We start from the raw sequence: 18,426 nt of genomic DNA, 5'->3' as shown, positions 1-18,426 counted from the left end.
CTTGCTGCGCGCCGGCCGATGGCGTTTCAGGCATAGGCAGGATGCGCCGCTTGCCCGAAATCCTTGCTGTAGCGGCTGACAGACAAATCGTCCGAAGCAATCGCCGGCCGCCGGCCGGAAATCAGGTCCGACAGCAATTGCGCCGAGCCGCAAGACATGGTCCAGCCGAGCGTGCCGTGGCCGGTGTTGAGGAACAGGTTGCGGATATGGGTGGCGCCGACGATCGGCGTACCGTCCGGCGTCATCGGCCGCAAGCCGGTCCAGAAGCTGGCGGCGGCAGTGTTGCCGGCGCCCGGGAACAGGTCGTTGACCACCATTTCCAGCGTGGCGCGGCGTTTCGGTTTGAGCGTCTTGTTGAAGCCGACGATCTCCGCCATGCCGCCGACGCGGATGCGGTCGTCGAAACGGGTGATGGCGATCTTGTAGGTTTCGTCGAGGATGGTGGAGACCGGCGCTGCTTCCGCATCGACAATCGGCACCGTGATCGAATAACCCTTCAGCGGATACACCGGGATATCCAGCAGCGAGCCGAGGAAGCCGGTCGAATAAGCGCCTAGCGCCACCACATAATTGTCGGCCTGCAGATGCTCGGAGCCACATTGGACGCCGGCGATTTCGCCGTTGGACAAGGTCAGAGCATCGATCTGCACGTTATAGCGGAAACGCACGCCCAGATCTTCGGCCATCTTTGCCAGTTTGGTCGTGAACATCTGGCAATCGCCGGTTTCATCGTTCGGCAGGCGCAGGGCGCCGCTGAGTTTGTGCTTGACCGCTTCCAGCGCCGGCTCGGCTTGCGCCAGCTGGTCCGGCGTCAGCAGTTCGAACGGCACGCCGGTTTCTTTCAATACATCGATATCCTTGGCCGCATCGTCGAGTTGCTGCTGGCTGCGGAACACCTGCATGGTGCCGAGCTGGCGGCCTTCGTAGGTGATGCCGGTATCGGCGCGCAAGACCTTGAAGCAGTCGCGGCTATATTCGGCCAGGCGCACCATACGTTCCTTGTTGACTGCGTAGCGTGCCGAGCTGCAATTGCGCAGCATTTGCCACATCCAACGTAGCTGGAACAGCGTGCCGTCGGGGGTGATGGAGAGTGGCGCGTGTTCCTGCAGCATCCACTTCATGGCTTTCAGCGGGATGCCGGGTGCGGCCCAAGGCGAGGCGTAGCCAGGGGAAATCTGGCCGGCGTTGGCGAAACTGGTTTCCTGCGCGGGTCCGGGCAGGCGGTCGATGACGGTCACTTCATGGCCGGCGCGCGCCAGGTAATAGGCGCTGGTGACGCCAACTACGCCACTGCCAAGGATAAGAACTCGCATCTGGAATCTCCGTCACACCTGCTTGGTTGATATGCTACTGCACGCTCAAGATTTGCTTGTTCCAGGATGCCGGACGCCAGCAAATGAATTGTTTTTGATTTACAGTAATAAGCGCTATGCTATTAGCTATTCGGTAGCATTTGTTACTGTATAAATTCACTAATTCAGGAATTAATGCTGAAAATGTGCCTGAAAATTTGATCAAAAACCTGCCCGTATCCCATCATGAGAATTTACAAGGAATCGAGCCGCGCGCTGGACAAGCTGGACCGCCATATCCTGCGTTTGTTGCAGCAGGATGGCCGCATGTCGATGAAGGACCTGGGCGAGCAGGTCGGCTTGTCGATCACGCCCTGTATCGAGCGCGTCAAACGCATGGAGCGCGACGGCGTCATTGATGGCTATTACGCGCGCATTAATCCGGCGGCGGTCGGCGCCAAGCTGCTGGTGTTTGTCGAGATTACGCTGAACCAGAAATCGGCGAATGCCTTCGAACAGTTTCGGCGTGAAGTGTTGCGTATTCCGGAAGTGCTGGAATGTCATCTGGTGTCGGGTGATTTCGATTACCTGATCAAGGCGCGTATCCGGGAGATGGCGGAGTATCGCAAGCTGTTGGGGGACATGTTGCTGCAGTTGCCGGGGGCGGCGCAATCGAAGAGTTATGTGGTGATGGAGGAGATCAAGGAGACGCTGGCGTTGTCGATGGAGGTCAAGTAGTTGCGGTTGACGACTAGCGGGAAGGTCGGCATGCGAAAAGTCAAAAACAACGGCAACATCAAAACTAACCCAGCCTAGTTAAATGGGGTCGGAGTTTTTTTTCGGCGGGGTTTTGCCGAAAATTACTCTGACCCCTTTTAACGGGCCACGGAGTAAGTGCTGCGGTGCATCAGTGGTGTTCGTCCGGTGCTACTTAAAACGGTTACCACTTCGTGGACACTAGCCGGGAGCGGCCCGGCAGCCGCTCACTTTTTGCTTCGCCAAAAAGTAAGCAAAAAGGCGATCGCACAGCCGTTGCCCGCCGTTGGCGGGTCCCCAAATGAGCCGTGCGCCAGTCGGATGGGACACAAACTCGCTGCGCTCAAACATGTGTCCCATAATTCCCGACTGTCGCACGGCTCATTTGGCAACGTCAGCATGCGAAAAGTCAAAAACAGCGGCAACGTCAAAAGCAACGGCAACGTCAAAACCAACAGCAACTTCAAAACCAACCCCACGCAGTTAAATGGGGTCGGAGTTTTTTTTCGCGGCCTTTTGCGAAAATTACTCTGACCCCTTTTAACGGGCCACGGAGTAAGTGTGGTGGTGCATCCACGATGTACGGTCGTCGTTATTTAGTACGGTCACCGCTCCGTAGAAGCTTGCCGGGGGTAGCCCGGCAGCTAGTCACTTTTCTTGCTTCGCCAAGAAAAGTAACCAAAAGAAGGCGATCGCACAGCCGTTGCCCGCCGTTGGCGGGTCCCCAAATGAGCCGTGCGCCAGTCGGATGGGACACAAACTCGCTACGCTCAAACATGTGTCCCATAATTCCCGACTGTCACCCGGCTCATTTGGCAACGTCAGCATGCGAAAAGTCAAAAGCAACGGCAACATCAAAAGCAACGGCAACATCAAAAGCAACGGCAACGTCAAAACCACCCCCACGCAGTTAAATGGGGTCGGAGTTTTTTTTCGCGGTTCTTTGCGAAAATTACTCTGACCCCTTTTAACGGGCCTCGGAGTGAGTGCGGTGGTGTATCAGCTTTGTTCGTCTGATTCTAATTAAAACGGTTGCTACTCCGTGGAGACTTGCCGGGGGCGGCCCGGCAGCCGCTTACTTTTTGCTTCGCCAAAAAGTAAGCAAAAAGGCGATCGCACAGCCGTTGCCCGCCTGCGGCGGGTCCCCAAATGAGCCGTGCGCCAGTCGGATGGGACACAAACTCGCTTCGCTCAAACATGTGTCCCATAATTCCCGACTGTCACCCGTCCCATTTGGCAACGTCAGCATGCGAAAAGTCAAAAGCAACTGCAACGGCAAAAGCCAATTCAAAAGCAACGTCAAAAACAACAACAACGTCAAAATCAACCCTGCGCAGTTAAATGGGGTCAGAGTTTTTTTTCGCGGCTTTTTGCGAAAATTACTCTGACCCCATTTAACGAACCACGGAGTGCATACCCTCGCACTCGATTACCATCTATTTTTTCTCCGCCACTCGCTGCCCTGGCTTGACGATGACGGTGCAGGTCATGCCGGCTGCCAGCGTGATGCCATCGGGGACTTTGTCGATGTGGATGCGTACTGGTACGCGTTGCGCCAGGCGGACCCAGTTGAAGCTGGGGTTGACGTTGGCGAGGCCGTAGGTGCCGAGGGCGTTGTCGCGGTCGGTAATGCCACGTGAGATGCTGTCGACGTGGCCGGTGATGAGTTGTTCGCTGCCCAGCAGGCGCATGTCGACTGCGTCGCCTACCTTCATCAGCGGCAGTTTGTTTTCTTCAAAATAGCCGTAAACCCAGAACGAATTGGCGTCGATCACCGACAGCTTCGGCGTGCCGGCCTGGGCGAAGTCGCCGGCGTGGACGTTGAGGTTGGTGATCCAGCCGTCGGCCGGGGCGCGTACCTCGGTGCGCTCCAGATTCAGCTTGGCGCTGTCGCGTGCAGCCAGCGCGGCTTGGTACATGGCTTGGGCGGCAGAGGCATCGGCGCTGGAGTTCTCGCGGTTTTCGTTGGAGATGACATCGCCGTCGAGCTTGGCGCGGCGGGCGGCGTCGCGCTGCTTGGTGGTCAGGCCGACCCGGCGTTCGGTTACCACCGCTTCAGCTTGCGCCAGCGCCAGCGTGTAGCGCGCCGGATCGATTTTCATCAGCAGGTCGCCCTTGTGCACGTAGCTGTTGTCGGCGACTGGCACCGACACCACGATGCCGGAAACATCGGCGGCGACGCTGATGACATCGGCGCGCACGCGGCCGTCGCGGGTCCAGGGCGTGTTCATGTAACGCTCCCACAGCGCACGCGTCAGCAAAAAGGCGATCAGCACGACGATCAGCGTGATGGCGACCTGCAGCAGGGTTTTTAAAATGGTGGATGATTTCATGTCGACCTTAGAGCAATTTTTTGTGGCAAGTTAAATGGCGTGCAGCAGTAGTCCGGCAGCGCCGAAAATACAAAAGAACAGGGCGATCCGGAACAGGCTGGGATGCCAGACATAGCGAAACAGGCCCAAGCGGCTGAAGACCCAATCGATGGCCATCTGCAAGAACAGGCAGCCGATAAAGATCAGCAGCAAGGTTGGAATGAGCGCATCGAATATTGCAATTTCACGCGGCATGATCAATTTCCGGAAGTAATAGGTGAAGTTTCGGCCGGCGTCAGCACCGTAACGCGTTCCAGCATGGCGCCGCGCATCTGGTGCAGGTTGGCCAGCACCGCCGGCAGGCCATCGCATACTGCAATCGCGGCCAGCACGGAATCCAGTGTCGTGCGCAGACGGGCCTGATTGGGGCGGGCGAACAGAGCGCCGATGTTGCGTATGGTTTGCTCGATTTTTTCATGCGCCAGCGAATCTGTGACCTCCAGCATTTCCTGGCGCAGCTGGATCACGGCACGGCCGATTTCCAGTACCGACAACAGCCAGGTCATGATGTCGCGGTCGTCGGGATTATCCAGCGAGTGGGTAATCGCAAAGCGCGACAGCAAATCGCGGGTGCCACTTTCAAAACGTCCCGCCAATCCCTGCAGCGGTCGGCTGCAGGCTTCCTCGACCTGGCGTCGCAGCGCCCGCGCCAGGCGGCGCTTGATCCAGCGGCTGTCGGACGGATCAATGATCTGATACATGACCGACGCCACCGCGACACCGATCAGGCCGCCGCTCATGCCGTTGAGCAGCTCCAGCATGTCGAACTGGTAGTTGCTGCCGATGCTGGCGTAAGAAAAGAAAAACAGCAGGATGCCGGTGCCGATGCCGGAATATTTCTGGGTGGTGGTGAGCCAGGCGCCGGCCAGGATGAACGGCGCCAGCGCGATGCAAAGCATGGTGAAATTTTCGGCTTGCGATTGCAGATAATAAGCCGACAGAAAGCCGAAAAAGCCGCCGATGGCCGCGCCGATCAGGAATTGCCGCACAACTTTGTTCGGCGACGGCGCGGCAGCGAACAGGGCGCTGACAACAGTCGCCATGACTACTGCATCGGTGCCGGAAACCCAGCCGGACTGAATCCAGAACAGCGACGAAATGATGAAGCCGATAGCAGCGCGCAACGCCGAGGTGACGATCAATGTCGGATCGGTGCGGGTGACGTAATGCGCAGGAAGCTGGACATCGTCCGGCATGTGCATCTCGGCCTGGATCACCACCGCGTGGATGCGGGCATAGACCTGCAGCTCGCCGGCGAACCTGATCAGCAGCTCGGCGGCAGAATCGAAGTCGAGCAGATTGCTGCGATCGCCTTCATGGCTGGCGGACAGGCCGCGTCGCAATGCCTGCAGCCGCTGCGGCAAAGCGCTGCGCACCTGTGTCAGCACATTGCGATCCTGGTCGGAGAGCGCATGCACGATTGCCTTGTATTCCATCATCAGCGCATTCAGCGTGCTGTGCTTGCCGCTGGATTGCAGACGGCCGAACAGTTGATCTAGCGAGTGAAAGGTGGTGGAGGCGGTCATGAACGCATTGTTCAATTGCCGCAGCTGCAGACTTTGCAGATGTCCGGTGGTGCTTTCGAATACCGATGAGGTGCGTAGCGCTTCCAGCGAGATCACTTCGCCGATGAAGCGCAGCACCATCCGCTCGCGCGCCGGCCGCGCCGAGGCATCCAGGTTATCCAGCGCGATGAAGGTCTTGAAATCGGCGAAACGTTTGCGCACCGTCAGCAGTAGCGCGTCGGACAGGTGCTTGGGAAACAGCACGTCGCTGACCACGCCGGCGCACAACAGGCCCAGCATCACTTCGCTCAGGCGGGTGGTGGCGATATCGAAGGCCTGGTCCGGCTGCAGCGCAGCAGGCAGGCCGACGATGACCAGCGTGTAGCCGGCCAACACGAACGCATAGGATTGGAAATTGCGGAATATGGTCGAGCCGGCGGTGCAGAACGCCAGCCAGCAGGCGCCTGCCGCCAGGAACAACACCGGCTGCTGCGAGAACGCGGCGGCCAGTATCACGGACATGATGACCCCGACTGTGGTGCCGATGAAACGGTAGAAACCCTTGGCCAGCACCAGGCCGCTGCGCGGCTGCAGCACGATGATCACCGTAACCATCGCCGTGCCGGGTTTGGATAGGTTGAACAATAGCGACAGGCCAAGCGCCATCAAGGTCGCCAGCAAGATCTTGCTGACATACAGCAGGTTCTGGCCGTGGTTGTCGATCCAGATAACGGCGGCTTGTTTCAGGTGGTTGAGCCAGTTTTCACGGCTGCTTGCAAGGTCACTCATGGTCGGCGCCGATCATTTCTTGGCATCGACGGCGCTGACATCTGCCGTGCCTGGCTGTGGCAGATCGTCGCCCAGTCCACCGCCGAGCGCCTGCATCAGCTGCGCCCAGCTATCCAGATAGGAGGCGCGGGTTTGCGCCACCCGCTGTTGCTGTTGCAGCATTGTCAGCTGGGTCTGGATCACGTTGATGTAGGCAGTCAGGCCGGCCTGGTAGCCGCGCTTGGCCAGGTCATAGGATTTTCCCGCTAACGCCAACGCCTGTTCCGATTGCAGCCGCTGTTGTTGTTCCGATTTCAGTTTGACGATCTGGTCGGCCACGCTTTGCAGGGCTTGCACCAGCGTGTTGTTGTAGCTTTCGATCGCGCCGTCGAGCGCTGCGGTCTGGGCGCCGAGATTGGCGCGCAGGCGGCCGCCGTCGAAGATCGGCAACGAAATCGCCGGCCCGGCGCCGCGCACGCCGGAGGCGGCGCTGAGGAAATTGGTGAAGCCGAGCGCTTGCAGGCCGATGAAGGCGGAGATGTTGATATCCGGATAGAACGATGCCTTGGCGACGTCGATATTCTTGCTCATCGCTTCCACGCGCCAGCGCTGGGCGATGACGTCGGGGCGGCGGCCGATCAGGTGCGCCGGCACATTGTCGGGCAAGCCGATCGGCAGGGCGCTGCTATGGTCAGCGCCGATCATGTTGGCGGCCAGCGCCGGCCGCTGGATGCTGTCGCCGCTGCCCGGACCTTTGCCGCTCAAGGCGGCGATCTGGTTGCGCAGCAGCGCAATGTTTTCGTCGATTTTTTCGATGTTGGCCTGGGCGTCCGGCAGCGCGGTTTCGGCCTGGCTGACTTCCAGTCGGGTGCCGAGGCCAGCACCCAGGCGGCGCCGGGCGATATCGGCCAGCGCGGTTTGTTGCGCTAATGTTGAGGCGGCGATGTCGCGCAATGCGTATTGGGTGGCCAATTGCAGGTAGCCGCGTACGACTGCGACTTCCAGGTTGAGCTGGGCGCTGCGCGCTTCAGCGGCGCTGACCTGAACGGTGTCGAGCGCCGATTCGAGGGCGCTGCGATCCTTGTCCCACAGGTCGAGGTCGTAGCTGGCCTTGACGGCGAATTCATTGTCCCAGTTCCAGCTGCCGCCGAGTGGCGGCGGGAAGATATATTCGGAAGAGTACAGGCCGCGTGTGGTGGAGGCTTCCATGCCGACCTTGGGCAAGGTGGCGGAGCGGGCTGAACCGGCCAGCGCAGTGGCCTGGCGGATGCGCGCCTGGGCCATCTTCAGGTTGGGGCTGCCGGCGACGGCCTGTTGTACCAGCGCGTCAAGCTGCGGATCACGATACACCTGCCACCATGCGGTTGTCGGCCAGGCGATCTGGCTGCTGGCGCTCAATGCCTTGCCGGCAGCGAGTTTGCTGCCGTCGTTCAGCTTCGATTGCGGATCGATGCCCGAGAAGTCGGCGCAGGCGCCGAGCAGGAGTGTGAGCGAGCAAGCCAGCAACAGGCTGACTGAGGAGTGACGCTTGGAGAGGGTGGTGAGCCGCATGGTGCCCCAAAAATTATAACGAAGGAAATAGGTCTGAACGGTGATGAGTAGGCACTGTAAGTTGCCTGGTCTGCGCGGCGTACGACAATATGATGAAATAATAGCAAAACGCCAGCATTGCTGGCGTTTTGATTAACCCAAAAAATCGCAGGGTTAGTGTCGCATCAGATGCCTTGGCAAATCAGTTGCCGTTGTAAATAGCTGGCTCTGTCTTGGCGATCTGGCTCACTACTTCAGCACGGCTGACTGGCTTGCCTGCAGCTGCCACAGCTGGATAGGCATTGCGCGCCTGGTTCAACGAACCATCCTTCTGGGCTTGCGCAACTTCAGCCTGCACGTCAGCGCGGGATTTGGTCGAGACGAAAGGTGTTTCAGGAGGATATGGGGTAACTGCAAAGGCGCTGCCGGCTGCGGCTAATACGGCGAGACCAGCGATAAGTTGTTTGGCGTTCATGTTTTTCTCCAATAAGTTGATAGATGGCACCGGGCTCGGCGGAACAGGCGTTGAGCAGCCCGTCGGGTCCTGCCTCGGTGAGCGGCGCACTTGCTACTTTTCGGATTGCTTGTGTGTTGCGCCCATCGATGAAGCTCAGTGTAGAGACTTCAAGATCAACAATAAATAGGAGTAATGGCAATTTACTATTTCTATATTGGAAATAATAAAAAGGAACTAATTGCCTGTGAGTCATACCAAAAACAAGGTTGGGGAAAACGGGTTGGATCGAGGTAATGCGGGCCGGCTGGTTCGCCGCTGAGTGCAGCTCAGCCAGCCGGGGCGTTTTAGACAATATTGCCGGACGACTCGATGATGCCGCCACCAAGGCAGACATCACCATCGTAGAGCACGGCGGATTGGCCTGGGGTAACAGCCCATTGTGGTTCGTCGAAGCGCAGGGTGAAGTTTTCCACGCCCGCGACTTCCAGGCTGTCAAAGCGGCAAGCCATGTCTGCCTGCCGATAGCGCGTCTTGGCCGACAGGCTGTCGATGGCCGGCGCTTCACCCGCTACCCAGCTGAGTTGGCCAGCTTGCAGCGTTGACGACAGCAGCCAGGGGTGGTCATGCCCTTGCACGATATACAAGGTGTTGTTTTCCACATCCTTGCGGGCGACATACCAGGGATCGCTGTCACCGCCGGCGTTCTTGTGGCTCTTCATGCCACCCAGGCCGATACCCTTGCGCTGGCCCAGCGTGTAGAAACTGAGGCCGACATGCTCGCCGACGGTGTCGCCGTCTGGCGTTTTCATCGGGCCCGGCTTGTACGACAGGTAGCGGTTCAGGAATTCGCGGAACGGTCGTTCGCCGATGAAGCAGATGCCGGTCGAATCCTTCTTCTTGGCGTTCGGCAGCTGGATCTGTTCGGCGATCTTGCGCACCTCGGTTTTCGGGATTTCGCCAAGCGGAAACAGCGTGCGCGACAATTGCGCCTGGTTCAGGCGATGCAGGAAATAGCTTTGGTCCTTGGTAGCGTCGACCGCCTTCAATAACTCGAAACGGCCGGAATCGGCTTGCCGTACGCGGGCGTAATGGCCGGTGGCGATCAGGTCCGCGCCCAGCTTCATCGCGTGGTCGAGGAAGGCCTTGAACTTGATTTCGGCATTGCACAGCACATCCGGATTGGGGGTACGTCCAGCCTGGTACTCGCGCAGGAATTCGGCGAACACGCGGTCCTTGTATTCGGCCGCGAAATTCACGGCTTCGATATCGACGCCGATCACGTCGGCCACGCTGACCGCATCGATCCAGTCCTGGCGGGTCGAGCAGTATTCGGAATCGTCGTCATCTTCCCAGTTCTTCATGAACAGGCCGATCACTTCGTAGCCTTGTTGTTTCAGCAGCCATGCCGACACCGACGAATCGACGCCGCCGGACATGCCGATCACAACACGTTTTTTATGAGACATTTTCTACTCCATAAGCGCTGGGATGCGTATTGAGCATCGCCAGCGGTGCGCGCTGGCCGCGCAGGTAATCGTCAATACATAACAGCACTTGCGGACTGCGGTGGCGCTCCTGGCATGCGGCCAATTCGTCGCGCGACATCCACAGCCTGCGCAGGATGCCGTGATCCAGCGGCTGGTCGTGCTGCTGGCCGAGATCGCCGCAGAAGGCAAAACGCAAGTAAGTGACCGCTTCTCCGGTGCGCGCCGATACATAGCGTGCCATGTACATGCCGACCAGTGCGGTCGGGGTAAAGTCGTAGGCTGCCTCTTCCAGCGTTTCGCGCACGACCGCCTGCACCAGCGACTCGTTGGGGTCGAGATGGCCGGCCGGCTGATTGATGCGTATGCCGTCACTGGTCGCTTCCTCTATGAGCAAGAAGCGGCCCTCGTGTTCTATGATCGCTGCAACCGTGACAGAAGGTTTCCAAACGTCAGTCATAAATTCCTCGGATAATCCGACATTTTAACGTGCTTGGCCAATTCCCGATGCTGCACAGTTTCACAGGGGAGGCTGGAGTGGCATGGCATTCTAATAAGGATCAGGCTGAGGAATTAATTTCGCATTAAATAACCTACATCAAGACTCAGGTTGTTTGCGCGCAATTTTTCCGTGTAAGATTCCGGTAAGAATTCTTAAACCAATGGGAGAAGTACATGAAAATCGGCATCCCCGCCGAGACGCGGCCTGGCGAAACCCGGGTTGCTGCGACTCCGGAGACAGTAAAGAAGCTGGTGGCGGCCAAGCACCAGGTGCTGGTGCAGTCTGGCGCAGGCATTTCATCGAGCATTACCGATGAAGCCTATGCTGCGGCTGGCGCCCAAGTGGTTGATGCGGCGGCGGCATTCGGCGTGGAAACCGTGCTGAAAGTGCGTGCTCCGAGTGCCGAGGAACTGCCCCTGCTGAAAAGCGGCACGGTGGTGGTGGGCATGCTGAACCCTTTTGATGCCGACAATATTGCTGTTATGGCAAGTCATGGCCTGACCGCGTTTTCGCTGGAGGCGGCGCCGCGTACTTCACGGGCGCAATCGATGGACGTGTTGTCGTCGCAAGCCAACATCGCCGGCTACAAGGCGGTGCTGATGGCGGCCAATACCTATCAGCGCTTCATGCCGATGCTGATGACCGCCGCCGGCACCGTCAAGGCCGCGCGCATGTTGATCATGGGTGCAGGCGTCGCCGGTTTGCAGGCGATTGCGACTGCCAAGCGCCTTGGCGCAGTGATCGAAGCATCCGATGTACGGCCTGCGGTCAAGGAACAGATCGAATCGCTCGGCGCGAAATTCCTGGATGTGCCATTCATCACCGATGAAGAAAAGGAAATCGCCCAAGGCGTCGGCGGTTATGCGCGGCCGATGCCGGCCGACTGGATGCGGCGCCAGGCCGAACTGGTGCATGAACGCGCCAAGCAGGCCGATATCATCATCACGACCGCACTGATTCCGGGCCGCAAGGCGCCGGTGCTGATCAGCGAGGAAACCGTCAAGGCCATGAAGCCGGGTTCGGTGATCCTCGACATGGCGGTCGATCAGGGCGGCAACTGTCCGCTGTCGGAAAGCGGCAAGACCGTCATCAAGCACGGCGTCCATATCATCGGCGAAGGCAATCTGGCAGCGCTGGTCGCCGCCGATGCTTCGGCGTTGTATGCGCGCAACCTGCTTGATTTCCTCAAGCTGATCATCAACGCCGAAGGCGGCCTGGTGATCAACCGCGAAGACGACATCGTCGCCGCGACGCTGTTGTGCAGCGGCGGCGAAGTCCTGCGCAAATAAGTGGCCCGAAAAGCCGACTCAGCAAGTAGCTGAATACCGATTTAATTAATAGCTGTAAAAGAAGCATCCGGCTGCGGCCGGAGATTTCGTAGACCGGAGAAAGAAGATATGCAACGCATCATGCTGCGCGCCAAAATTCATCGCGCAACCGTTACCCAAGCCGACCTGCACTACGAGGGCTCGTGTGGAATCGATGAGGATCTGCTGGAAGCAGCCGATATCCGCGAATTTGAAAAGATCGAACTGTACAACGTCAACAACGGCCAACGCTTTTCGACCTACGCTATCCGCGGCAAGCGCGGCAGCGGCGAAATCTCGCTGAACGGCGCCGCCGCGCGCTGCGCTCACCTGGGCGACTTGCTGATCATCTGTACTTACGCTCCACTTTCCGACGAAGAAGCGCGCAGCTATGTGCCGAAAGTGGTGTTTGTCGACGACAACAACAAGATTACCGGTTTGAAAAAGATCTAAAAATTCGTCATCCCCGCGCACGCGGGGATCCAAATTGCCGCATAGCGTTGCAACTAAGATGGATTTCCGCTTTCGCGGGATGGGTGTTGCGGTAATTATGTAGCGGAAGTCATTCAAGCTCGCTTTAAGGGGAAACTATGGAAGTCACGCACACCATCACTAACCTGATCATCTTCGTACTGGCAATCTACGTCGGCTACCACGTGGTCTGGACCGTTACACCGGCGTTGCATACGCCCCTGATGGCGGTCACCAACGCCATCTCTGCGATCATCATCATCGGCGCAATGCTGGCTGCCGGCCTGACTGAAGGTCTGGTCGGCCAGATTGCCGGCACCTTGGCTGTGGCGCTGGCAGCGGTCAATGTATTCGGCGGCTTCCTGGTCACCCAGCGCATGCTGGAAATGTTCAAGAAAAAAGAGCCGAAGGTGAAAGCGGCGGCAAACCAGGGAGCCCAGCAATGAGCATGAACCTGGTAACCCTGCTGTACCTGATCGCCTCGGTCTGTTTCATCCAGGCGCTCAAGGGGCTGTCGCATCCGTCCTCGGCGCGGCGCGGCAATGCGTTCGGCATGACCGGCATGGCGATCGCGGTGGTCACGACGATTGCGTTGATCGTCAAGCTGAAAGCGGAATCGCAGGGCAGCGGCCTGGGCTTCTGGCTGGTGGCCGGCGGCGTGGTAGTGGGCGGCGGCATCGGCGCCTTCCTGGCCAAGCGCGTCGAAATGACCAAGATGCCGGAACTGGTGGCGGCGATGCACTCGCTGATCGGCCTGGCGGCGGTGTGTATTGCCGTTGCTGCGGTGTCGGAGCCTTGGGCTTTCGGCATTGCTGCACACGGCGAAGCGCTGCCGACCGGTAACCGCATCGAACTGTTCATCGGCACCTTCGTCGGCGCCATCACCTTCTCCGGTTCGGTGATCGCATTCGGCAAGCTGTCGGGCAAATACAAATTCCGCCTGTTCCAAGGCGCGCCGGTGAGTTTCCGCGGCCAGCATTTCATCAACCTGCTGCTGGCAGTGGCGATGATCGGCCTCGGCATCATTTTCGTGCTGACCCAATCCTGGCTGCCGTTCATCCTGATGGCATTGATCGCCTTCATCCTGGGCGTGCTGATCATCATCCCGATCGGCGGCGCCGATATGCCGGTGGTGGTGTCGATGCTGAACAGCTACTCCGGTTGGGCTGCTGCCGGCATCGGTTTTTCGCTGAATAATTCGATGCTGATCATCGCCGGTTCGCTGGTCGGTTCGAGCGGTGCGATTCTCTCTTATATCATGTGCAAGGCGATGAACCGCTCGTTCTTCAACGTGATCCTGGGTGGCTTCGGCGGCGATGCCGCGGCGGCCTCCAGCGGCGGCGCACAAGCTCAGCGCCCTGTGAAATCGGGCTCTGCCGACGATGCTGCCTTCCTGATGGGTAATGCCGAAACCGTGATCATTGTTCCAGGCTACGGTCTGGCTGTGGCGCGCGCGCAGCATGCACTGAAGGAGTTGACCGAGAAACTGACCCACAAGGGCGTGATCGTCAAGTACGCGATCCATCCGGTGGCAGGCCGCATGCCGGGCCACATGAACGTGCTGCTGGCGGAAGCCGAAGTGCCGTACGATCAGGTGTTCGAAATGGAAGACATCAACGGTGAATTCGGCCAGGCCGACGTGGTGCTGGTGCTAGGCGCCAACGACGTCGTCAACCCGGCAGCGAAGGATCCGAAATCGTCGATCGCCGGCATGCCTATCCTGGAAGTCTATAAAGCCAAGACCGTGATCGTCAACAAACGCTCGATGGCCGCCGGTTATGCCGGTCTCGACAACGAGTTGTTCTACATGGACAAGACCATGATGGTGTTTGGCGATGCCAAGAAAGTGATTGAAGATATGGTGAAGGCAGTCGAATAACATCGATTGCGTTTGCAAAAAAGCCGCGCCGGGTAAAACCGGCGCGGCTTTTTTTGAGAGTTTTTCTGGATGTGTTAATGCTAAAGAATCTCTTAAAAAGAAACGTCAAGTAACGGCTATGGATTGGTTTGACGTACAGTTGAGCGACCTTCAACTTTCGCGTGGGCACACGTGCCCACCCTACGTGGTTTCCTCACAACGTAGGGTGGGCAGGTTTTTCTGCCCACGCGGACCACTAAAATCATCTAGGCCCATGTCCCGCTACCGCCGTTCAAAAGCAGCAGGCAGTACATTTTACTTCACGGTGGTGAGTTACCGTAGACAAGCGATTCTGTGTGACGAACTCATACGCGTTGCTTTGCGGGACAGTGTTAACGCGGTACGAAAAAAACGTCCGTTCACGATCGATGCATGGGTATTGTTACCGGATCATCTGCATTGCGTTTGGACATTGCCTGAGGGCGATTCTGATTTTTCGACGCGCTGGAGGATGATAAAACATGCAGTATCGACTACCTGTCGCGATGCATATCGGCGGCCTGAATGGCTAAATCGAAGCAAGCACTCGCATCGAGAATCAACTCTCTGGCAGAGGCGATTTTGGGAGCATCAAATCCGGGACGACAAGGATTTTGCCCGCCATCTCGACTATATTCACATGAACCCGGTTAAACACGGTTATGTTCAACGCGTGATCGATTGGCCGTATTCGACCTTCCATCGTTACGTCAAACAAGGTTGGATGGCCGCCGACTGGGCAGGGGATGTCGAGGTGGATGTTCGGTACGAGTGATGGCAGTTACGCGTGGGCACGGGGTGCCCACGCAACATTTTTTGACGTCCAATTTAGCGCTGACCGAACATCATTTGCCGTGCCAGCAAGCGGCGCGCCGGCTTGACGACGTCAACCAGGCCCAGCGACAGGCCGAGCAGGGTTTGTGAGATGGCGCCGTCCGGCGCACTGGCGAAAATGCGCGCCATGACGTCGGTCAAATGGATGGTGATGCTGCGGTCGGCTTTTCTGCCGGCGACGAACTGAAGCAGCGCGTCGGGCGAGATGTCGGTTGCCAGCAAGCGCGCCAGGATGACGGCATCGCGCAGGCCCAGGTTCAAACCTTGTCCGGCCACCGGGTGCAGGGTTTGCGCAGCATTGCCTATCGCTACGGTCCGCGGCGATGCGGCAGGGCGGGCATTCAGGCCGAGCGGAAAGCTGTTGCGTTTCGATGTCTTGATGAAGCGTCCAAGTCGGCCGCCGAAGGCTTGCGCCAATGCTGCCAGGAACGCGGCATCGTCGAGCGCCAGCAACCGGCTGGCAGTTTCAGGCCGCACGCACCATACCAACGCGTAGTTGTTACCGTGGCCGTCGTCTTGTGGCAGCAGCGCCAGCGGACCTTCGTCGGTGAAACGTTCAAACGCGCGGTGCGCCACTGGCGCGCTGGCCTGGACATGGGCGACGATGCCGATCTGCTGATAGTCGCGCTGCAATGATTTGCCATCCTGGGCGCCGAACAGGCCGCCTTCGGCTTGCACCAGCAGTTTGCTGCGCAGGGTGCGGCCATCCGACAATTGCAGCGCCACATGGTCGTCATGCTCGCTGCTGGAGCTGACTTGCACCGGCCGCAGCAATTGCACATTGGCTAGTGCGGGCAAAGCCGCCAAGGCGGTTACCAAGGTGCCGTAGCGGGTCACGTAGCCGAGCGCCGGCAGCTGGAATTCATTGCGTTCAATCAGGGTACGGCCGAAGTGGCCACGGCGCGACACATGGATTTCGTGGATCGCGGTGGCGGCGATCGGCCAGGCTTGTATCTCTTGCAGAATCTGGCGGCTGCCGTACGAGAGGGCCAGCGAGCGTGGATCTTGCCTTGCCAGTTCTACGGTCTTGGCGTCGATCAGTGCGATGCGTTCTGCGGCAACGCCGCGCTTTATCAGTAATGCGGCCAGGCTCAGCCCAACCGGGCCGGCGCCGCAGATGGCGATGTCGGCATCCGTCTGATGATGTGGATTGCCGATGCTGCCTGTGTTATTCATCAAGTCGCTCATGTCAGCAAGCCCCAGCTGCGCAACCGCGCCGCGGTGTCGGTAGGAGCCGTGTGGTGGATGGCGTGCCATCCGAGTTCGCGCGCGGCATCGGCATTTTTTCTGACATCGTCGATAAACACGAGTTGCCCCGGTTCGGCGTCAGGATAGTGCAGGCGGATGCGTTCCAGCATGCGTTCATAAATGCGCGCATCCGGCTTGATCAGTTGTTCGCGCCCAGACACCAGCACATCCTTGAAGCGATGCAGGAACGGGTAGTTGTCCCACGCGTAAGGAAAGGTTTCTGCCGACCAGTTGGTCAATGCAAAGAGCGGCACGCCGGCGGTTTCCAGTGCCTCGAAAATCGCGATGCCTTCGGCCAGCGTGCCGTTGATCATTTCGGTCCAGCGCGCATGGAATGCCGCAATCAGATGCGCATGTTCGGGGTGTTCGGCACTGAGGGTGGCGATCGCTTCGCTGAATGGCCGGCCGCCATCCTGCTGGAGATTCCACGCGCTGTTGCAGACGTTGGCGAGGAACCATTTGCGTTCGGTTTCGTCGGCGATCAGCTTGCGGAACAGGTAATCCGGGTTCCAGTCGATGAGCACGCCGCCGAGATCGAATACGACGATGGTGGGAGTTGCGGTTTTCATGGTCGTCATGATACCAGCGCGCACCGGACCTGGCTTTCCAGCAACGGGTTGCCGGTCATTTGCGCATCAGTGCTTCAATCTCGGCGACCGCTGTCGGCACGTCGCTGGTCAGGTTGATATTGCCATCCGCGGTGACCAAGATGTCGTCTTCGATGCGGATGCCGATATGCCAGAATTGCTCCGGCACGCCTTCGCCCGGGCGCACATAGATGCCCGGCTCGACCGTGGTGACCATGCCGGGCTGCAGCTTGCGCCACGGTTTCGGTTCGCCTTCGGCTGCGCTCTCGCCGGGCTCGCGATAGGCGCCGACGTCATGCACATCGAGTCCGATCCAATGACCGGTGCTGTGCATGTAGAACTGGCGGTAATCGCCATTGGCAATCACGTCATCCAGCGTGCCGACCTTGTTCTTGTTGAGCAGGCCGGTATCGAGCATGCCTTGTGCCAGTATGCGCAGCGCGGCGTTGTGGCCATCGATGAAGCGCTGGCCGGGACGGGTGGCGGCAATCGCCGCATGTTGCGCCGCCAGTACGATTTCGTACAGGGTCTTTTGCGGTCCGGAGAAAACGCCGTTGGCAGGGAAGGTGCGGGTGATGTCGGAGGCGTAGCTTTCGAATTCGCAGCCGGCGTCGATCAACACCAGGTCACCGTCCTTCAGTTCGGCATTGCCGGCGCGATAGTGCAGCACGCAGGCATTCGAGCCGGTGGCGACAATCGAGGTATAGGCCGGTGATTCAGCGCCATTGCTGCGAAACTCGTGCAGGATTTCCGCTTCCAGATGGTATTCGCGCAAACCGGGCCGCGCGATACGCATGGCACGGCGATGTGCGCCGGCGGCAATCTGTCCCGAACGCTGCATGATCGCGTGTTCGCTGGCATCCTTGAACAGGCGCATCTCGGCCAGCAGCGGCTCCAGGCTGTGGATCGCGGCCGGTGCGCTGACGCCGATGCGGGCTTGTCCACCGAGCTTGTTGAGCCAGCCTTGCAATTGGGCGTCGCGGTTGGCTTGCTTGCCCAGCGTATAAAAAATCGCCGGCATGTCGGCCAACAGCTTCGGCATTTCGCTGTCGATTGCATCGATGGCGAACGCGGCATCAAAGCCGAGCTCCGCACGCGCCGCCTCAGGTCCGAAACGATAGCCGTCCCAGATTTCACGCTCCAGGTTTTTCTCGCGGCAGAACAGGATCGATTTCGACTCCTTGCCGGCAACCAGCACCAGCACCGCGTCCGGCTCGGTAAAGCCGGTCAGGTAGTAGAAGCTGCTGTCGTGGCGGTATGGGAAATCGGAATCGGCATTGCGGGCTGCTTCCGGTGCGGTCGAGATGACGGCGACGCCGCCTCCCATGGCTTGCATTTGCGCGATCAGTTTGCTGCGGCGTGTGCTGTAAGGAGTCATGCTGGCGCTCATTCCTAATTGTTGTGACAGGTTGTCGT

General features: G+C 58.9%; 17 protein-coding genes. 6 read left to right on the top strand and 11 right to left on the bottom strand.

From position 1 onward, the window contains the following. Nucleotides 1-26: 26 nt before the first annotated feature. The gene (locus ACIPF8_RS09080) at nt 27-1,313 is read right to left on the bottom strand and encodes a D-amino acid dehydrogenase (RefSeq protein ID WP_400419853.1); all 1,287 of its coding nucleotides are present in this window, start codon (nt 1,311-1,313) and stop codon (nt 27-29) included. A 225-nt stretch (nt 1,314-1,538) separates the two neighbouring features. On the opposite strand from ACIPF8_RS09080, the gene ACIPF8_RS09075 reads away from it, so the two are divergent. After that, nucleotides 1,539-2,030, top strand: coding sequence for an Lrp/AsnC ligand binding domain-containing protein (locus tag ACIPF8_RS09075; RefSeq protein ID WP_061537484.1), 492 nt, complete (start codon nt 1,539-1,541; stop codon nt 2,028-2,030). A 1,454-nt stretch (nt 2,031-3,484) separates the two neighbouring features. On the opposite strand, the gene ACIPF8_RS09070 is transcribed toward ACIPF8_RS09075, so the two are convergent. The 7 genes from ACIPF8_RS09070 to ACIPF8_RS09040 form a co-directional block, all read right to left on the bottom strand. Further along, a complete protein-coding gene (locus tag ACIPF8_RS09070) occupies nt 3,485-4,381 on the bottom strand; it encodes an efflux RND transporter periplasmic adaptor subunit (RefSeq protein ID WP_400419850.1) in 897 nt (298 codons plus the stop codon). Nucleotides 4,382-4,411: 30 nt separating this feature from the next. Next, nucleotides 4,412-4,615 carry a DUF1656 domain-containing protein gene (locus ACIPF8_RS09065; RefSeq protein ID WP_400419847.1) on the bottom strand — a complete coding sequence of 68 codons (204 nt, stop codon included), beginning with the start codon at nt 4,613-4,615 and terminating at the stop codon, nt 4,412-4,414. A 2-nt stretch (nt 4,616-4,617) separates the two neighbouring features. After that, nucleotides 4,618-6,714, bottom strand: a complete 2,097-nt coding sequence (locus ACIPF8_RS09060) for an FUSC family protein (RefSeq protein ID WP_400419844.1) — start codon at nt 6,712-6,714, stop codon at nt 4,618-4,620. Between the two features lie 12 nt (nt 6,715-6,726). Further along, nucleotides 6,727-8,244 (bottom strand): efflux transporter outer membrane subunit, encoded by a 1,518-nt coding sequence (locus ACIPF8_RS09055; protein ID WP_400419841.1) that lies wholly within the window; start codon nt 8,242-8,244, stop codon nt 6,727-6,729. A 181-nt stretch (nt 8,245-8,425) separates the two neighbouring features. Further along, the gene (locus tag ACIPF8_RS09050; RefSeq protein ID WP_400419838.1) at nt 8,426-8,698 is read right to left on the bottom strand and encodes a DUF4148 domain-containing protein; all 273 of its coding nucleotides are present in this window, start codon (nt 8,696-8,698) and stop codon (nt 8,426-8,428) included. Between the two features lie 326 nt (nt 8,699-9,024). Then, nucleotides 9,025-10,146 (bottom strand): tRNA 2-thiouridine(34) synthase MnmA, encoded by a 1,122-nt coding sequence (mnmA, locus tag ACIPF8_RS09045; protein WP_400419835.1) that lies wholly within the window; start codon nt 10,144-10,146, stop codon nt 9,025-9,027. Continuing rightward, nucleotides 10,136-10,624, bottom strand: coding sequence for an NUDIX hydrolase (locus ACIPF8_RS09040; protein ID WP_400419832.1), 489 nt, complete (start codon nt 10,622-10,624; stop codon nt 10,136-10,138). The genes mnmA and ACIPF8_RS09040 overlap by 11 nt, the downstream gene beginning before the upstream one ends. 215 nt (nt 10,625-10,839) lie before the next feature. Here ACIPF8_RS09040 and ACIPF8_RS09035 point away from each other — a divergent pair, with 215 nt between their 5' ends. The 5 genes from ACIPF8_RS09035 (at nt 10,840) to ACIPF8_RS09015 (ending at nt 15,116) form a co-directional block, all read left to right on the top strand. Next, nucleotides 10,840-11,955, top strand: coding sequence for a Re/Si-specific NAD(P)(+) transhydrogenase subunit alpha (locus ACIPF8_RS09035; protein ID WP_061537388.1), 1,116 nt, complete (start codon nt 10,840-10,842; stop codon nt 11,953-11,955). A gap of 108 nt (nt 11,956-12,063) precedes the next feature. Next, complete coding sequence (gene panD / locus ACIPF8_RS09030) at nt 12,064-12,426, top strand: aspartate 1-decarboxylase (RefSeq protein WP_061534353.1); 363 nt, start codon at nt 12,064-12,066, stop codon at nt 12,424-12,426. 137 nt (nt 12,427-12,563) lie between these two features. Continuing rightward, nucleotides 12,564-12,890 (top strand): NAD(P) transhydrogenase subunit alpha, encoded by a 327-nt coding sequence (locus tag ACIPF8_RS09025; protein WP_061537387.1) that lies wholly within the window; start codon nt 12,564-12,566, stop codon nt 12,888-12,890. Further along, on the top strand, nt 12,887-14,323 hold the full coding sequence (locus ACIPF8_RS09020; RefSeq protein WP_400419829.1) for an NAD(P)(+) transhydrogenase (Re/Si-specific) subunit beta: 1,437 nt from the start codon (nt 12,887-12,889) through the stop codon (nt 14,321-14,323). The genes ACIPF8_RS09025 and ACIPF8_RS09020 overlap by 4 nt, the downstream gene beginning before the upstream one ends. 253 nt (nt 14,324-14,576) lie before the next feature. Further along, nucleotides 14,577-15,116 (top strand): REP-associated tyrosine transposase, encoded by a 540-nt coding sequence (locus tag ACIPF8_RS09015; protein WP_400419827.1) that lies wholly within the window; start codon nt 14,577-14,579, stop codon nt 15,114-15,116. 53 nt (nt 15,117-15,169) lie between these two features. On the opposite strand, the gene ACIPF8_RS09010 is transcribed toward ACIPF8_RS09015, so the two are convergent. From ACIPF8_RS09010 to pepP, 3 genes are read right to left on the bottom strand one after another with little or no spacing between them, the layout of a single operon-like run. Further along, the gene (locus ACIPF8_RS09010) at nt 15,170-16,351 is read right to left on the bottom strand and encodes a UbiH/UbiF/VisC/COQ6 family ubiquinone biosynthesis hydroxylase (protein WP_400419824.1); all 1,182 of its coding nucleotides are present in this window, start codon (nt 16,349-16,351) and stop codon (nt 15,170-15,172) included. 8 nt (nt 16,352-16,359) lie between these two features. Continuing rightward, nucleotides 16,360-16,992: an HAD family hydrolase gene (locus tag ACIPF8_RS09005; protein ID WP_400419821.1), complete on the bottom strand. Its 633-nt coding sequence runs from the start codon at nt 16,990-16,992 to the stop codon at nt 16,360-16,362. Between the two features lie 55 nt (nt 16,993-17,047). After that, a complete protein-coding gene (gene pepP / locus ACIPF8_RS09000; protein WP_400419818.1) occupies nt 17,048-18,400 on the bottom strand; it encodes a Xaa-Pro aminopeptidase in 1,353 nt (450 codons plus the stop codon). Between the last annotated feature and the right edge of the window lie 26 nt (nt 18,401-18,426).

The sequence above is a fragment of the Collimonas sp. NPDC087041 genome (assembly GCF_044745265.1).
GTDB lineage: Bacteria > Pseudomonadota > Gammaproteobacteria > Burkholderiales > Burkholderiaceae_D > Collimonas.
The sequence above is the reverse complement of the archived record's forward strand: the minus strand, read 5'-3'. Positions and strand labels throughout refer to the sequence as shown.

Coding starts and splice junctions, on each gene's coding strand:
- ACIPF8_RS09080 (WP_400419853.1), bottom strand. CDS start 1,313: ATGCGAGTTCTTATCCTTGGCAGTGGCGTAGTTGGCGTCACCAGCGCC.
- ACIPF8_RS09075 (WP_061537484.1), top strand. CDS start 1,539: ATGAGAATTTACAAGGAATCGAGCCGCGCGCTGGACAAGCTGGACCGC.
- ACIPF8_RS09070 (WP_400419850.1), bottom strand. CDS start 4,381: ATGAAATCATCCACCATTTTAAAAACCCTGCTGCAGGTCGCCATCACG.
- ACIPF8_RS09065 (WP_400419847.1), bottom strand. CDS start 4,615: ATGCCGCGTGAAATTGCAATATTCGATGCGCTCATTCCAACCTTGCTG.
- ACIPF8_RS09060 (WP_400419844.1), bottom strand. CDS start 6,714: ATGAGTGACCTTGCAAGCAGCCGTGAAAACTGGCTCAACCACCTGAAA.
- ACIPF8_RS09055 (WP_400419841.1), bottom strand. CDS start 8,244: ATGCGGCTCACCACCCTCTCCAAGCGTCACTCCTCAGTCAGCCTGTTG.
- ACIPF8_RS09050 (WP_400419838.1), bottom strand. CDS start 8,698: ATGAACGCCAAACAACTTATCGCTGGTCTCGCCGTATTAGCCGCAGCC.
- mnmA (WP_400419835.1), bottom strand. CDS start 10,146: ATGTCTCATAAAAAACGTGTTGTGATCGGCATGTCCGGCGGCGTCGAT.
- ACIPF8_RS09040 (WP_400419832.1), bottom strand. CDS start 10,624: ATGACTGACGTTTGGAAACCTTCTGTCACGGTTGCAGCGATCATAGAA.
- ACIPF8_RS09035 (WP_061537388.1), top strand. CDS start 10,840: ATGAAAATCGGCATCCCCGCCGAGACGCGGCCTGGCGAAACCCGGGTT.
- panD (WP_061534353.1), top strand. CDS start 12,064: ATGCAACGCATCATGCTGCGCGCCAAAATTCATCGCGCAACCGTTACC.
- ACIPF8_RS09025 (WP_061537387.1), top strand. CDS start 12,564: ATGGAAGTCACGCACACCATCACTAACCTGATCATCTTCGTACTGGCA.
- ACIPF8_RS09020 (WP_400419829.1), top strand. CDS start 12,887: ATGAGCATGAACCTGGTAACCCTGCTGTACCTGATCGCCTCGGTCTGT.
- ACIPF8_RS09015 (WP_400419827.1), top strand. CDS start 14,577: ATGTCCCGCTACCGCCGTTCAAAAGCAGCAGGCAGTACATTTTACTTC.
- ACIPF8_RS09010 (WP_400419824.1), bottom strand. CDS start 16,351: ATGAATAACACAGGCAGCATCGGCAATCCACATCATCAGACGGATGCC.
- ACIPF8_RS09005 (WP_400419821.1), bottom strand. CDS start 16,992: ATGAAAACCGCAACTCCCACCATCGTCGTATTCGATCTCGGCGGCGTG.
- pepP (WP_400419818.1), bottom strand. CDS start 18,400: ATGAGCGCCAGCATGACTCCTTACAGCACACGCCGCAGCAAACTGATC.